14 protein-coding genes and 1 tRNA gene are annotated in these 14,998 nt (G+C 40.7%); 4 read left to right on the forward strand and 11 right to left on the reverse strand.

Annotated elements, in window-relative coordinates:
• Positions 1-48: 48 nt before the first annotated feature.
• Positions 49-351: a hypothetical protein gene (locus AC5EUN_RS10815; protein WP_005091424.1), complete on the reverse strand. Its 303-nt coding sequence runs from the start codon at positions 349-351 to the stop codon at positions 49-51.
• 148 nt (positions 352-499) lie between these two features.
• On the opposite strand from AC5EUN_RS10815, the gene AC5EUN_RS10820 reads away from it, so the two are divergent.
• Complete coding sequence (locus AC5EUN_RS10820) at positions 500-1,183, forward strand: heavy metal response regulator transcription factor (RefSeq protein WP_002058525.1); 684 nt, start codon at positions 500-502, stop codon at positions 1,181-1,183.
• On the forward strand, positions 1,173-2,549 hold the full coding sequence (locus tag AC5EUN_RS10825; protein WP_279731667.1) for a heavy metal sensor histidine kinase: 1,377 nt from the start codon (positions 1,173-1,175) through the stop codon (positions 2,547-2,549). Before AC5EUN_RS10820 ends, AC5EUN_RS10825 begins: the two co-directional genes overlap by 11 nt.
• A gap of 73 nt (positions 2,550-2,622) precedes the next feature.
• Here AC5EUN_RS10825 and AC5EUN_RS10830 read toward each other — a convergent pair whose 3' ends face one another.
• Entirely contained in the window at positions 2,623-4,968 is a 2,346-nt protein-coding gene (locus tag AC5EUN_RS10830) for a heavy metal translocating P-type ATPase (RefSeq protein ID WP_279731666.1), read from the reverse strand.
• Between the two features lie 277 nt (positions 4,969-5,245).
• On the opposite strand from AC5EUN_RS10830, the gene AC5EUN_RS10835 reads away from it, so the two are divergent.
• Positions 5,246-5,626, forward strand: coding sequence for a copper resistance CopC family protein (locus tag AC5EUN_RS10835; protein WP_002058523.1), 381 nt, complete (start codon positions 5,246-5,248; stop codon positions 5,624-5,626).
• A 66-nt stretch (positions 5,627-5,692) separates the two neighbouring features.
• Complete coding sequence (locus AC5EUN_RS10840) at positions 5,693-6,574, forward strand: copper resistance D family protein (protein WP_253860769.1); 882 nt, start codon at positions 5,693-5,695, stop codon at positions 6,572-6,574.
• 188 nt (positions 6,575-6,762) lie between these two features.
• On the opposite strand, the gene AC5EUN_RS10845 is transcribed toward AC5EUN_RS10840, so the two are convergent.
• The 9 genes from AC5EUN_RS10845 to AC5EUN_RS10885 all read right to left on the reverse strand — a co-directional run bounded on the left by AC5EUN_RS10845 (position 6,763) and on the right by AC5EUN_RS10885 (position 14,848).
• Positions 6,763-7,695: a recombination directionality factor gene (locus AC5EUN_RS10845; protein WP_279731663.1), complete on the reverse strand. Its 933-nt coding sequence runs from the start codon at positions 7,693-7,695 to the stop codon at positions 6,763-6,765.
• A 138-nt stretch (positions 7,696-7,833) separates the two neighbouring features.
• Positions 7,834-8,877: a YqaJ viral recombinase family nuclease gene (locus AC5EUN_RS10850; RefSeq protein ID WP_279731662.1), complete on the reverse strand. Its 1,044-nt coding sequence runs from the start codon at positions 8,875-8,877 to the stop codon at positions 7,834-7,836.
• Between the two features lie 143 nt (positions 8,878-9,020).
• Positions 9,021-10,067 (reverse strand): DUF932 domain-containing protein, encoded by a 1,047-nt coding sequence (locus AC5EUN_RS10855; RefSeq protein ID WP_279731660.1) that lies wholly within the window; start codon positions 10,065-10,067, stop codon positions 9,021-9,023.
• A gap of 91 nt (positions 10,068-10,158) precedes the next feature.
• A complete protein-coding gene (locus tag AC5EUN_RS10860; protein WP_005127863.1) occupies positions 10,159-10,461 on the reverse strand; it encodes a hypothetical protein in 303 nt (100 codons plus the stop codon).
• Between the two features lie 119 nt (positions 10,462-10,580).
• Positions 10,581-10,961 carry a hypothetical protein gene (locus tag AC5EUN_RS10865; protein ID WP_279731657.1) on the reverse strand — a complete coding sequence of 127 codons (381 nt, stop codon included), beginning with the start codon at positions 10,959-10,961 and terminating at the stop codon, positions 10,581-10,583.
• Between the two features lie 11 nt (positions 10,962-10,972).
• On the reverse strand, positions 10,973-11,557 hold the full coding sequence (locus AC5EUN_RS10870; protein ID WP_002116896.1) for a hypothetical protein: 585 nt from the start codon (positions 11,555-11,557) through the stop codon (positions 10,973-10,975).
• 18 nt (positions 11,558-11,575) lie between these two features.
• The gene (locus AC5EUN_RS10875) at positions 11,576-11,836 is read right to left on the reverse strand and encodes a hypothetical protein (RefSeq protein WP_004650270.1); all 261 of its coding nucleotides are present in this window, start codon (positions 11,834-11,836) and stop codon (positions 11,576-11,578) included.
• A gap of 797 nt (positions 11,837-12,633) precedes the next feature.
• Positions 12,634-12,724, reverse strand: a tRNA-Ser gene (locus AC5EUN_RS10880).
• An 87-nt stretch (positions 12,725-12,811) separates the two neighbouring features.
• Positions 12,812-14,848, reverse strand: a complete 2,037-nt coding sequence (locus AC5EUN_RS10885; protein WP_010326374.1) for an NADPH-dependent 2,4-dienoyl-CoA reductase — start codon at positions 14,846-14,848, stop codon at positions 12,812-12,814.
• Between the last annotated feature and the right edge of the window lie 150 nt (positions 14,849-14,998).

Below are 14,998 nucleotides of genomic sequence, written 5' to 3' on the forward strand. Positions count from 1 at the left end.
AGGCAAAGTAGTTTCTCGACTTCTTTGCCTTCGATCTCTTTTATCGTATTAATTATTTGACATATTCATTTTGGAGTGATCCATGTCGCCCATTTTAGAGTGATCCATGTTCATCATCTTAGAATGATCCATCTGGGACATATCACTCATTTTACTGTGATTATGCTGGGCCTTCTCATCACCCTTCATATCACAAGGTTTTTGGCATTTCTCTTGAGCTTTTGAATTAGCTTTAACCTCTGTAGTAACTGTATTCGCTTGTTTAGTTTCTGCTGCCCAAGATTGAGTTCCTGCAATTAAAGCACCAGCACACATAAGAGTTGTTAAAGTACGACGAAATAGAACTTTCATTTTTTGCTCCGAAATTAGCTTATATGGATACATTAAAGGCCAGCACCAAACATCTATATGACATGAAAATGACATTTTTGTAATCTACAAAGAATCACGTATTTATAACGTTATTATATTCTTAATGAGTGATATTGGATTTTTATCAATGAGAATCTTACTAGTTGAAGATGAACAAAAAACTGGTGATTACCTTAAACAAGGTCTATCTGAAGCTGGGTATATTACGGATTGGGTCACAGATGGATTATCAGGTAAACATCAAGCACTTTCCGAAGAATATGACCTCATCATTTTGGACGTTATGTTACCAAAATTAGATGGCTGGAATATCATTTATGATATTCGCAAAAGCGGAAAGACAATGCCTATTCTATTTCTTTCAGCGCGTGATCAAATTGAAGATCGAGTTAAGGGATTAGATTTGGGAGCTGATGACTACCTCGTAAAACCTTTTGCTTTTGCTGAGTTATTAGCACGCATTAAAAGCTTACTCCGACGGGGACAACAAAAAGAAGATAGTAACCTTATTACAATTGCTGATCTTGAACTTGATCTTCGTAAACGCCGCGTCACTCGCGCTGGGCAACGTATTGACTTAACAGCTAAAGAATTCGCGCTGATGGAATTATTTATGCGTAGACGTGGTGAAATTTTACCTCGCGCACTCATAGCTTCTCAAATTTGGGATATGAATTTTGATAGTGATACCAACGTCGTAGAAGTCGCTATTAAACGTTTGAGAAGTAAAATTGACAGTAACTTTAGCCCTAAGCTAATCCAGAACATACGGGGAATGGGTTATGTTCTAGAGGTTGAAGATGACTCGTAAATTGTTTAATGCAATCAGCTTTCGTATAGCTATTATTTTTTCTCTATCTACCGTAATCATTCTAATGATTATGGGACTAGTTATTCATCAACTCGTAATGCATCATTTCGAAACTCAGGACCGGACACAACTAGAAGGGAAAATTCAACTTCTAGAAAATTTACTAGAACAAAATCCAGCCAATTCCCAAGAGCTAAATATTTATTTAAAAGACGCCTTAGTTGGTCATCATGATCTAATTGTTCAAATTGAACGACCAACGGGTCAAATTATTTTTAGTTCAGCACCATCCACCTTTCATACCCAAACACTCAATAAATCAAAACGAAAGCCTTGGGTTGAATGGAGCATTCAAAATAAAACCTACCGTGGTTTAATTTATACAAAGTCTTTTAATAGAAATAGTAGCATTCCAACAGCTCAAATTATTGTTGGAATCGATACATCCGAGCATTTGCATTTCTTAAATGATTTTAGGCGCCAGTTATTATACATTGGCATTGTCGGTACTATCTGCTTAATGTTTTTAGGCTGGTTTGCTGCATGGCGAGGATTACGTCCCGTACAAAAAATGGCAAAGGTTGCAGAAGGCATCTCTGCTCAACACCTATCGGAGCGTCTAGAAGTTGATAACACTCCAACTGAACTTAAATCACTAGCTGTTGCATTTAACGACATGTTAGATCGGCTAGAAACAGCAGTAGAAAAACTCTCAGATTTTTCATCAGACCTTGCCCATGAGATTAGAACACCTATCAACAATTTGATGACCCAAACCCAAGTATGTTTATCTCGTAGTCGAGATATTAATACCTATCAAGAAGTTCTGTTCTCCAATTTGGAAGAATTTGAACGTTTAGCTCGAATGATTTCCGATATGTTGTTTCTTGCAAAGGCTGAACATGGCTTGCATTTACCAAACTTAAAACAAGTTGATCTAGTAAAAGAAGTTTCTGCCTTATTTGATTTTTATGATGCGATTGCTGCCGAAAAGAGTATCTCTTTGGAACAAAAAGGTTATGGAGTTGTAAATGGTGACCCATCTATGTTACGTCGTGCTCTGAGCAACTTACTATCAAATGCAATAAAATATGGTAAAACAGAATCGGTAGTCAGAATCAAAACCCAACAAAACTTTGATACAACTGTTTTTACAATTGAGAATGAAAGCTCTCCATTGACATCTGAACAGTTAAGCCGATTATTTGACCGTTTTTATCGTACAGATGTATCCAGACAGCGAGTTGAGGAAGGTACTGGCTTAGGGCTAGCAATTACCAAATCCATTCTTGATGTACATGGCGCAACAATTAGAGCAGACTATCATAATGGCCGCATAACCTTTAAAATTATTTTTAAAAATTAATCGCTTATATAAAAATAAACAACTACTGACTACTCATCTTTAATAGTTAAAAATAATGAGTAGTCAGAAAAACTTAGTTTTGGCTACGTAGTCGTAAAGCATTACCAATGACTGATGCTGAACTTAGACTCATTGCTAAGGCTGCGATCATAGGAGAAAGTAACCAGCCAGTAAATGGATATAAAATACCCGCTGCTAAAGGAATACCTAAAGCATTATAAAGAAATGCGAACATAAGGTTCTGCTTCATGTTTTTAATGGTTGCTTCTGATAATGAACGAGCAATCTCTATACCGCGTAAATCACCTTTTACCAAAGTAACTTGTGCACTATTCATTGCTACATCTGTTCCTGTACCCATTGCAATTCCGATATCAGCCTGAGCTAAAGCTGGGGCATCATTGATCCCATCACCAGCCATCGCAACCACTCTTCCTTCTTTTTGCAATTTCTTAACCAATTCTAATTTATCTGCGGGTTTAACCTCACCATAAACCTCATCAATACCTAATCTAGCGCCAACAGACTTAGCTGTTGTTAATCCATCACCAGTAGCCATTACGATTCTTAGACCAGAATCTTTTAATGAAAGAACAGCCTCAGGTGTACTTGCTTTGATTGGATCTGAAACAGCTATTAACCCTATCAGTTTTCCATCCACAGCTAAATGCATGACACTTGCACCTTCGGCTCTTAACTTTTCAGCTTCGGGAACAAATGCTTTAACTGATATTCCCAGCTGTTCCATTAATGCTGCATTACCAAGAGATAATTGTTGTCCATTTAACTCTCCTTTAACACCAATCCCAGAGCCAGATTCAAAAGATGTTGGTCTAGACAGTACAAGATCTCTTTCACGGGCAGCACGTACGATTGCATCAGCTAAAGGGTGTTCACTCCCCTGATCCAGACTAGCTGCTAACCGAAGTACCTCATTTTCTTCATAGCCCGAAAGAGCGATAACCTTATCGAATGAGGGTTGGCCTTCAGTTAAAGTACCTGTCTTATCAATAATTAAAGTATCAATCTTACGTAAATTTTCTATTGCAGCTGCATCACGAAAAAGTACACCATTCGATGCACCACGACCTGTTGCCACCATAATTGACATAGGTGTCGCTAAGCCTAAAGCACATGGGCAAGCAATAATTAACACTGCGACAGCATTAATTAACCCGTAAACCCAGCTAGGCTCTGGGCCAAATATCCCCCAACCAAAAAATGTAAGCACAGAAATAGCAATAACTACCATAACAAACCAACCTGCAACATGATCTGCCATTCTTTGCATCGGCGCTTTAGAACGTTGAGCTTGCGATACCATTTGTACGATCTGAGAAAGTACCGTTGAAGATCCAACCTTTTCTGAACGCATTACTAATGAACCATTCATATTTATTGTTGCACCTATTACTTGATCGCCTTCACGTTTTGTAACGGGAACAGGTTCTCCTGTTAACATTGATTCATCAATAGAACTTGACCCTTCAGTAACAACTCCATCAACAGGGACCTTTTCACCTGGTCGTACTCGGAGCAAATCTCCAACATGTACATGGGAAAGAGGAATATCTTCTTCTTTACCATCGTCATTTATTTTTCTTGCAGTCTTAGGTGCTAGCCCAAGTAAAGATTTAATTGCTGCCGAGGTCTGTGATCGAGCTTTCAACTCAAGAACTTGGCCTAATAAGGTCAGCGAAATAATGGCTGCTGTGGCTTCGAAATATACAGCGACACGTCCCATAGAAACAAAAGAGTCTGGAAATACTTGTGGAGCCAAAGTTCCAATGAGGCTGTATATAAATGCGGCACCAGTACCAATTCCAATTAAGGTCCACATATTCGGACTACGATTTAAAACTGATTGCCAACATCTAACAAAAAATGGCCACCCTGCCCAAAAAACGATAGGTAATGTAAGAATGAGTTCAATCCAACTCTGTATCTTCATATCAAATAAATTCAGCTGATGCCCAAACATGGCTAAAAATACAACGATAAGAGTTAAAGGTAAGGTATACCAAAATCGTCTTTTAAAATCTTTTAGTTCAGGGTTTTCGTCAGCTTCATCCAGATTTGGAAGTAAAGGCTCTAAAGTCATACCACATTTAGGACAATTCCCAGGGTGATTTTGTTGAATTTCGGGATGCATCGGACAAGTGTAAATAGTAGAAGTATTCACATTTATCGGCTGATCAACCACAATTGAATTTATCCCAATCTCTTTTGGATTAGTCGCTTTTGCTAGTTTATTAATATAAAAAGCAGGATCATTCTTAAACTTTAACCAGCAATTTTCACTGCAAAAATAGAAAGTTTTACTGTCAACTTTTTCATAAAATTGAGATGTTTCTTTTACTGCCATGCCACAGACAGGATCAGTAAGTGTATTTTTATCTTCGTGATGATGATGGTCCATACAACCTCCTTCATATTTAATTTTAAAAGTAATAAATTGATTAAAACGTAAATAATTTCCTATTACTTGATCATTAGATAAGCGAAATTTTCTTTATAGTCAGTGTAGCACTTGTGACTTTTCAATTTTTAAAATGACAAAAATGTAATTTTGAAGTCATCGGAGTGTTTCTATCTTTCTTTGATAATAGGATTACAAAGTTGGTGACCAAGCTATCAATCAATGAATTTCATTCGGTCATTACTGGGCCCAAGATTAATTTAAAGAGGATGAAGAAATGAAAATTTTTCAAAATAAAATGTCTACTCTACGTAACGTACTCGTAGGCACGACTATGGTTGTAGCTACTTCAAGTGCATTCGCACATGTGAAACTTGAAAGTGCAACACCTGCTATTAATGCATCTGTAGCTAGCCAACCGAAAAATATAACTTTGAATTTTGGTGAAGAAGTTATGTTAATGAACGTCAAGTTGCTTGATGCACAACGTAAGGACATTCCTTTAAATTATAAAATAACTCATGATATGAAAAAATCATTTGACGTCGCTGCACCTAAACTAAAAAAAGGAAAATATACAGTCGTGTGGACCACAATGGGAGCGGATGGCCACAACATGAATGGCGAATATAATTTCACCATTAAATCAGCAAAATAAAAATCAAGTGCTAATAGCAACATGCCAGCGAACTGCTGGCATGTTGCTATTACGATGGAGAAAATTATGATTCCTGAATCTTGGATATATGCATCATGGCTTGTTAAAGTCATTTTATATTTAGGTATTGCATTTGTTGTTGGTGGTACTTTCTCCTACTTCTTACTTGGACGTTATGTAGAAATAAAGGAAACTATTCTGAAATACATAACTCTTGGCACAGCATTAGGACTAATTTCCAGTATTCTAGGATTCTTCCTTCTCATCGGAAGTTTTGCCAATACTGGACTATCTGGTATGTGGGATACTAACTATATAAATCTAGTAATTAACACTCCAATTGGCCATACCCATATCATACGATCAGTGGGTTTTCTGCTTTTATTTTTATTTATGCTCGTGAAATTAAGCAGAAGAACTAATCAGTTTTCTAAAGTTGAAGGGTTAATCTTTACCATCTTACTCTTACCTATTGTTTTTAGTTTTTCCCAATTAGGTCATGTCACGAATTTACCCTTATTCGCTCAAGCTTTATTATCAATACATGTACTTGTAATATCCTTATGGATGGGGTCGCTTTATCCATTATGGAAAACAAGCAAAAAAATTAATGGCTTACCACTTAAAGAACGTATGCATCTATTTGGGCAAATAGCAGCCTTTATTGTAGGAATACTCATCGCTTGTGGTCTTAGTATTGCTTTATTACTCTTTAAAGATTTTAATACTCTAATCAATACACCTTATGGGCATGGATTTATTATTAAAATATTATTTGTCCTAAGTATTTTATTGTTAGCAGCCTTTAACAAATGGTATTTCACACCTCGCTTACAAGACCCGAAATTTGCGAAACAATTGGGCTATGCCATTTTATTTGAAATGTCGTTAGGTCTATTAATTCTTTTAGCCACTGGTTATATCACCACCGTAGTCGGTATTGAGTAAAAAAAGGATCATGCTATGACTTCAAGGATGAAGTACAATTTATTATTTCCCATTTTTTAAAAACGTACTACCGTCCTCCAAATAAATAATTCTTAAATAATGTTTTTTCATTCAATAAGTGGTTCTAATTTTGGAATAAAAATATGTGGTAAGAATACTGTTGGAGGCTAAGAAGCCCCCAACAGTATTTAATTCAAAGCATGCACTGACAGCTGTAACCCTTTCTGCATATCCTGTACAAATCCATCACCCTGATTGAATTTAGGCTTTGCCTTGATTTTTGAGTCAGTCTGAGCTTGTTCAGACTCAACAACCTCATCCGAGTAAAACTCTTCCACAATCTCCAATCCCTCCTCTCCATCCATCTCAAACTGAGCATTAGCATAACCCTGCCGTGCCATTTGATCTAAAGCAGCCTGATTAAAACCACATAACTTACTCTTCTGATCAATCTCCTTGGCAGTTTGAATCGCTTCTTGTAAATGAACACCTTCACGTAAAGTCAAATCCACGTAGTACACAGGCGTGCGATAGCTTTGAGTTGTGGACTTTCCTCTAAGCGTGAGTTGTAGCGGTAAACACGAAAGCAAGCCATTGGATGCTGCATGGTAGTAGCTCAGTCTTGCTGCCAAAGTTCGAATGCTATTAAAGCCTGTGGTCCTAAAAATGAATGTACCCAGTTCATCCGACTCATCTAAATTCACATACAGTCTACCGTAGGGTTTACATAGTCCACCTTGTGCCAACGGACATAAATCAGGCGATGGACATGTATGTTGTTCAATACCTTGTTGTCCAAGTCGTTGACAGGTTTCACCATTTCCCACGCAAATAGGTCGTCCTGTCTGACGGTCAAATAAACTGTATTCCGCTCGTAGATTCAGTTCAGGATCATTGAAAATCATACGGACTGGGATTGAACGGAGTTTTTGATTCGGTGCTTTAGTACGTAGTTGCTCATCCAGTGGATGTTTCACCCAACCACTGTCTTTATTTTGGATTTGGCTGGTAATGGTGAATTGGTCATCCTTTTCAGGGATGCGCTTGCCGTTCTTTTCGACAACCTTGCCGATACTGATCCGCCCAAGAATTGGCGGTGTAATGGCTAGACCTTTAATCATGGTGTTTTCCTCTTCTGCTTAAATGTGTTGCTTGGTTAAAATAAAATTTGCATAAAAAAATCCCATGCGCTGAGGCATGGGATTCTCGGATATTGGTTGAGTGTTTTGCTTATGAATTGAACTTAGGCTAAATCTATTTCAGTCAGCATCGGTATAGATGTTAAAGCGCCGTGTGCCCTGCTTGCTTTGTGGAAATTGATTGAGATATTCAGGATGCTGTTTGAGTAATGCCTTACTATCTAAGCTGATTGAGTCTTTCGATTTCTTCCACGTCACTGAACCCGCTTTAAAGGTGGCACGTTCAGCCTGCTGCATCTTGGCTTGAAGTTGGTGCTTCAGCAGATCAAACTGCTCCTGATGCTTGTCAATTTGGTTGCGCGCTTGAAGCAGTTGCTCAAACTGTTGATTGGCCTGCTCATCTTCAGATAAGTCTGTGGTGCTGAGTGGCACATGTTCTGGATAAAGCAGTTGTAAAGCTTTGGCTGCGGATTCACTGGCATCGGCTTCAGGTGGTGTATCCTTTTCCACGCATTCCCAGAAGTAACGCTCCGCATTGATGATGTGTTGAATCACCGATTCTGAACGGGTGACTTTAAAAATTCGAGTTTCATGCCCACAAATCAGTACGCAGATATGCGCTGCTTTCTTGCCTGTCACTGCCAATTGATGTTGTACCTGACACAACACGTATAACGGTACACCATCTCGCCACAACTTGGCGCCATACTCCCCTGCGGTTTTGCATTCTAATATCTGCACATCAGCATCCCCAACCACGGAGTAATCCAGATTTGCCAGCATGAAGTGCTTGTCTGGATCAGGATGTTGTAATACCGCATTGACTCGACGTACTTTGTAGTTGGTATGCATGCTGTAGTATTCTGCCACTAAAGGCTCAAGCCTTTTCCCCCAGTACAAGGGTGCATGGCCTTCACTTTCATCTTCTATATTTTGTTGAATACGTCCAGTCTTAATCATCCATAGTTCGAGCATCGACATATAGGGATTGAGGCCACACGCCGCGGCACAGTCACTACTGCCAATGCCCTTGCGTCTTACTTCTAGCCATTCGGCCTGACTTAGGTTTTTGGTCTCTACAAAGCGTTTTGGATGGGTGAGTTTAGGCCGATGAGCATGGATATTTGCTCGAGTGGGATGAGGTTGAATTAATACTGAGTTCATATAGATATCCTCTGATTATTAAATTTTAGGCATAAAAAAAGCCACATCTGGAGATGTGGCAAAGAGGTATTTGGATTGAAGGAGATTTACAGGATCATGTTGATCTGATGTGATCATCTTAAATCCCAAATGTGAATCTAAACTTAAACAATCAAACGCAACGCTTGTTCAAGTCCACGTTGTTTTAAGCCTGCTCCAGCACCGAACCATGCCGAATCTAAGCGATGATCCTGACTCATTGCTCGGCGCTCGTGATCTGCAAATTCCGTGATACTGCATAATAAGCCATACGCTGTGTCTTTAGCTGAGCTAAGTTCTGCCCCACGGCCATGTCCATTAAACATAGTCATGACCTTAGACATCGCTCGGCCATTGGGTTCAGTCTTGTTGTCAGCTTTAGTGGATTGGCTTCCTTGCGCTGCCACATTGCGATAAAACTGAATAATACTGTCATCCTGTTCGGTTGGACTCAAACTAGTATTGTTAAACACCGCATCAAAATAAGCCGCAGCTTCAGTCTGTGTAACTTTACGCTGACTGAGCTGTTTCATTTCATACATATGCTCATTCCATGCCTGCACTGAAATCCCCAATTGCTGTTTGATCTTCTGGGCATCAAACTTGGTACTGTGTGGCACTTTGACCACGCCTGCACTTGCGTTCTGTCCTTTTAAAGCAATCGCTAAAGTGTTGTTACACACTACTCGAATACTGGTGAATTGTGCTGTAGTTGCCAGTGTACCGTCACACGCTGTAGCCAAGAGAATGTAACCATTGCTGACATCTTTACCCTTTAAAGCAGAAGTTTGCCCAGTTTTGGCTAAAGCCCAGAATTTCTTACCACCTTTCAGTACGCCTGCGGTTTCCAGTTCAAAGCCTGATTGTTCAGTCAAGTCTCGATAGAATTCTAGAATCTCTCGGGGTTGGACTTCCTGATAACGCTGACTGACCACCGATAAAGGCGCATGCGTATCGGAACGGTACAAAACCCGCTGTTCATCATGCGGTAGGATTAAGCTTTGTCCTTTATGGTTTTCCGCCATATAACTGACATTCGAGCTTTCGATCTGCCAGTCCATGCCTGCTTGCTTGGCCCAGACTTCGATCGGTTGGTTCGGTGTGAGCTGATTGCCCAAACCATGCCAAGGGGTTTGACCTACATAAGCCATTTGTTCAATTTGATGTGCCATTGTGAATATTCCTAAAATGAAAATGTAAAGATGTGGTGTAAGGTTTTAAAGAATGAAGAATGCGTGCATGTAAATGTATATAGCGATGTAACTATTGCTTCACCCATGCAAAGGGTTGTTGGCAATCCAAGCAGACATACTGCTCGGCATTGCTGTAATACTTTTCAAAGTAGTACTGACTAACCACCACCAGTACGCCGCCGATCACCACCCCGACGGCTGCACCGAAGAGCGGTGAAAAGCCTGACTTGCGAGCGACCTGCATGCCAAACATCGCCATCTGTGTAGGTGAAATACAGCGTTGTAACTGTTCAAAATAGTTAAAGTTGGCGTTGCCTGAATCGGTCTGTCTGACATGGGTAGACTGACAGTAGGGGCATTGAATAAAGGACATTGATATTCCTTGTTAAATGAATTCAGTACGAAGAGCTGAATTAAGGGCATAAAAAAACCGTGCCCATTGAGGACACGGTTTGATTTAGTTTTTGCTTTGTCGTGGAGAGTCGAAGGCCGTTATTGAAAGCTATATCTTGCAGTGCCTTTTTCCGTTTCAACATCAACACGCACTACGTTGTCATAGCCACAGCCTGTTAATTTCAGTCTTAAACGCAGACCTATTTTAAAATGCTGTGGATATTCCAACGATCGACGATAGCCTTCATAACTGCATTCACCGTTGTTGATCAGCACATTGGTGACATCAATCGGATCTGCACTGTTAGAACGGATCGTCAATACTGTAGCGGATTGATTTTGTGCATACCAGTTACTGGTATCTTTGACATCGAGTTCTACCGTAAATGTATTTGGATCAAGGCCAGAATTACAGCCACCCATTAACATTCCTGTCGTTGCAGTCAATGCGAGTAGGATCGGTTTAAAAAATTGCGTCATAAAATTCATCCCTAGCAGTAGTTATAGCTCACGCCATAATCGCCCGTGTTTAAATCAATGCTGACCAGATGGATTTCACAGTCTGTGCCATTATCAAATTTATAAACGTAGTAACGATTGCCCGCCTGCTCCGATTCCAGTGCACCATGTTCCTGCAAGCTGAAGTCTTTCACTGATTTTCCTGTATCTTTTGCGGCTTTGGCGAAGACATAGCGTTGATACTTGTCTATGTTGTCCTGCTCAAACTGAGGCAGTTCGTCATAAGGCAGCATCGACAGTAAGGTATCGACAGACTTTAAGTTTTTATCAAATTCAAAACTCAGCAATTCAGGTTCATGATCTGATGGACTCAGACTTTTACTTCCCGTAGTCAATTCTTTGACATCGATCCCATCCACTTCTGCCGCTGCAATCTCGGTTGAAGCTGGCTCTGAACTGGCAGTTTCCAAAGACTGTGCAGAGCTGGCCTCCGAAGCACTAGCAGCTTGAACAGTTTTTTCAGATACGTGTTTGGGGCTAAAGAAATAGAAGCCCGCGATACTGATCAAGGTCAGGGCTAAAATCGCCGCCAAGCCCAATATGGTTTTTTGGTTCATCTTAAATGCTCCCCGTCTTTAGTTGGGTACAGTGACTTGACCATTCTGAGCATTAAAGTGAACAAAGCGCGGACAACCACCCTGAAAGTTCACCGTAAAATTACGCCAACCACGATTGCCCGGATTGGTTTTATACATGCACTGATACACCCCACCACCCAAATTACGGGCCTTAACAAAATAGGCTTCACTGGCTTGCGCAAACCAGCCTGCCTGCGCCAATGATGCGCCTGCAAGTAGTGATGAAATAAGGGCAGTTTTTAGGAAGGTTTTAAACATAATCATTTCTCTTTTTATAGGCATCACTCGTCTTGGTCTTAATCAAACGCAGTGCTCCCCATGCATGAATGTTGGAATGAATATCTCTGTTTTTTTGAAGTGTTATAGACGATAAAGCACACGGATCTATGCCCCTCAAAACAGCATGAGAGATTCATCTTCATATCGGTAATATGTACTTGAAAAAGTTTTATTCTTAGAAAGTTATCGACACAGCTATGCATTGATTGCACAGCATCAGGTCTAATCACCCATCGGCACAAACATGAAAAAAGAGAAATGTAAAAGACGGCATTGATGTAAGCGCATGGCGTACTCCTTTGTTTTTAAAAGAATCTTGCCAAATCACTGCTAATATGATGGTGGCAGAACGAAGGAGGGTTAGCAGACTGGTAACAAAGAAACCAGCACGCGCAAGCGCGTCCCCCCTCCGCCCTACCGCAAAGAAAGGGGGACGAACGGGTCCACAACATGCAAAATGAGATTTCACATATTGTCTTTGTTAATGGGTCTGCTAAAACCCGCTGACGATGTAGGTCAGCAGGCTAAGGATAATCTGCACGTTATAGAGCGTCAAGCAAGCTAAGCAAATGGATAGTGAAAATATTTAGAATTAAGAATCGTTTGAATAAGAATATAGTTAGATTTAAATACAGTTTTTTAAACTGCATTCCTTTGTCTTCTAAATACAGCTAAAAGTAGCCAATCCAATCCAAAATTTGATGAGGGGTAGGTTGTGGGGTAAAACTACAGACAAAAAATAAGCCCTTGTAAAAACAAGGGCTTATTTAGATATTTGGCGGAAGCGGTGAGATTCGAACTCACGGAGGGGTATAAGCCCTCGTCGGTTTTCAAGACCGGTGCATTAAACCGCTCTGCCACGCTTCCATGTGCGCCATCATACGGAGCTTTTGTTTTGATGACAAGTAAAACTTACCGTCAAAGCAATCAACTGCATATTGTTTCATCAAAAGTTTATAATTTCGAAGCGATTTCAGCACCTTCACGAATCGCACGCTTCGCATCTAGCTCAGCAGCCAGTTTAGCACCACCAATAATGTGATAATTCGCTAGTGTATTTTGCTCAGCACTTGGCATCAGATCCTTTACAGACTCCTGCCCTGCACACACAACGATAGTATCGACACGTAGCAATTGATCTTGTCCTGCCATATCCACCCAAAGCCCTTCATCAGTCACAGCTTTGTACTGAACCCCACGTAACATACGTACTGCATGCTTTTTCAACTGTGCACGGTGTACCCAGCCCGAAGTTTTGCCCAAACCTGCTCCAAGTGCAGAGGTTTTACGCTGTAATAAATAAATCTCACGAACAGGCGGATGAACTTCTGCGGCCTGCGTGCCTCCTTCAGAAACATAATTCGGGTTTGGATCTACGCCCCATTCACGTTGCCAATCTGCAAGTGGTTGTGGCTGAGGTTGATGCTCTGGTTTCAATAAATACTCAGACACATCAAAACCAATCCCTCCAGCACCAATCACTGCAACCTTTTGACCGACAGGTGCGCCGCGTAACACTTCTGCATAAGACAAGACTTGCGGTGAATCACTCCCTTCGATACGTAATACGCGTGGCACAACACCTGTTGCAATAATAATTTCTTCAAAGCCTTCACGCTCAAGCTGCTCACGATTCACCTTGGTGTTTAAACGTAAGTCGACGCCAGTTTTTTCAATCTGTACTTTGAAATAGCGAATGGTTTCATGAAACTCTTCTTTACCGGGTACAACTTTTGCCAAATTGAACTGTCCACCCACTTCATGACTTGCTTCAAACAGAGTCACTTGGTGTCCACGACTGGCTGCAACTGTCGCGGCTGACATACCTGCGACGCCACCACCCACAACCGCAACTCGTTTCGGTTGTTTCGCTTTCAAATAAACCAACTCAGTTTCAAACGCTGCACGCGGGTTAACTAAACAAGTAGCACGTTGGTTTTTAAAGGTATGATCTAAGCATGCTTGGTTACAAGCGATACACGTATTGATTTCATCGACACGATTGGTCGCTGTTTTATTCACCCAAAAAGCATCAGCCAATAACGGACGCGCCATTTGCACCATATCGGCTTTGCCCGATGCCAAAATCTCTTCTGCCGTGTCTGGCATATTGATACGGTTTGAAGCAATCACTGGCACAGCCACGTGCTTTTTCACTTCCGCAGTATAGTCAACAAAAGCAGCACGTGGCACCGAAGTCACAATGGTCGGAATACGCGCTTCATGCCAGCCAATTCCTGTATTCAATAAGGTAATGCCTGCTTTTTCTAGTGCTTGCGCAATCGTAACCACTTCTTGCATGGTATTGCCGTCATGCACCAAATCGAGCAATGACAAACGGAAGCAAATAATAAATTTCTCGCCGACTTGTGCACGTATCCCTTTGACAATTTCGACCGCAAAACGCATACGGTTTTCAATCGGCCCGCCCCAACGGTCTTCACGTTGGTTCACATGACGGCTTAAGAATTGATTCAGTAAATAACCTTCTGAACCCATAATTTCTACACCGTCATAGCCTGCCTTTTTGGCAAGACTGGCACAGTTAACATAGTCATCAATGGTATTTAAAATTTGCTTTTCAGACATTTGACGCGGTTTAAAAGGCGAAATCGGCGACTTGATTGGACTGGCAGACACAACAAAAGGTTGGTAGCCATAACGTCCAGCATGCAAAATCTGCATTAAAATTTTTGCGCCATGCTTATGTACGGCATGGGTCACTAAACGATGCGGAGCAATATCCCCCAGCGTATTCATCGTCCCGCCCGCAGGAAGAAGCCAACCTTGACGGTTTGGAGAAATCCCGCCTGTAATGATCAGGCCGACTCCGCCTTTAGCACGCTCACCGAAGTATGCAGCCAATTTTGGATAATTATAAAAACGATCTTCCAAGCCCGTATGCATGGAGCCCATCACCACACGGTTTTTAATGGTGGTAAAACCCAAATGTAAGGGTTTTAAAATATGTGCATAGCTATTGGTTGTCATCATGAATCCTTATCTTTGGCTTTGCAACTTGTTGCATACTACTTTAGCTGTTTTTTAAAATATTGGGATGACAATTTATAAAAAATTCTTGGCATCTACGGTCAATCCGACTGAACTCTCAAAAACATACGACAATAAAAAAACCAGTGA

The sequence above is a fragment of the Acinetobacter sp. CAU_H_S170_2 genome, from assembly GCF_058890445.1.

What these genes read in the sequence shown, in the direction of transcription:
- AC5EUN_RS10830 (WP_279731666.1), bottom strand. Translation starts at nt 4,968, where the DNA reads ATGGACCATCATCATCACGAAGATAAAAATACACTTACTGATCCTGTC.
- AC5EUN_RS10875 (WP_004650270.1), bottom strand. Translation starts at nt 11,836, where the DNA reads ATGTTTAAAACCTTCCTAAAAACTGCCCTTATTTCATCACTACTTGCA.
- AC5EUN_RS10820 (WP_002058525.1), top strand. Translation starts at nt 500, where the DNA reads ATGAGAATCTTACTAGTTGAAGATGAACAAAAAACTGGTGATTACCTT.
- AC5EUN_RS10850 (WP_279731662.1), bottom strand. Translation starts at nt 8,877, where the DNA reads ATGAACTCAGTATTAATTCAACCTCATCCCACTCGAGCAAATATCCAT.
- AC5EUN_RS10815 (WP_005091424.1), bottom strand. Translation starts at nt 351, where the DNA reads ATGAAAGTTCTATTTCGTCGTACTTTAACAACTCTTATGTGTGCTGGT.
- AC5EUN_RS10860 (WP_005127863.1), bottom strand. Translation starts at nt 10,461, where the DNA reads ATGTCCTTTATTCAATGCCCCTACTGTCAGTCTACCCATGTCAGACAG.
- AC5EUN_RS10845 (WP_279731663.1), bottom strand. Translation starts at nt 7,695, where the DNA reads ATGATTAAAGGTCTAGCCATTACACCGCCAATTCTTGGGCGGATCAGT.
- AC5EUN_RS10865 (WP_279731657.1), bottom strand. Translation starts at nt 10,961, where the DNA reads ATGACGCAATTTTTTAAACCGATCCTACTCGCATTGACTGCAACGACA.
- AC5EUN_RS10840 (WP_253860769.1), top strand. Translation starts at nt 5,693, where the DNA reads ATGATTCCTGAATCTTGGATATATGCATCATGGCTTGTTAAAGTCATT.
- AC5EUN_RS10870 (WP_002116896.1), bottom strand. Translation starts at nt 11,557, where the DNA reads ATGAACCAAAAAACCATATTGGGCTTGGCGGCGATTTTAGCCCTGACC.
- AC5EUN_RS10825 (WP_279731667.1), top strand. Translation starts at nt 1,173, where the DNA reads ATGACTCGTAAATTGTTTAATGCAATCAGCTTTCGTATAGCTATTATT.
- AC5EUN_RS10835 (WP_002058523.1), top strand. Translation starts at nt 5,246, where the DNA reads ATGAAAATTTTTCAAAATAAAATGTCTACTCTACGTAACGTACTCGTA.
- AC5EUN_RS10885 (WP_010326374.1), bottom strand. Translation starts at nt 14,848, where the DNA reads ATGACAACCAATAGCTATGCACATATTTTAAAACCCTTACATTTGGGT.
- AC5EUN_RS10855 (WP_279731660.1), bottom strand. Translation starts at nt 10,067, where the DNA reads ATGGCACATCAAATTGAACAAATGGCTTATGTAGGTCAAACCCCTTGG.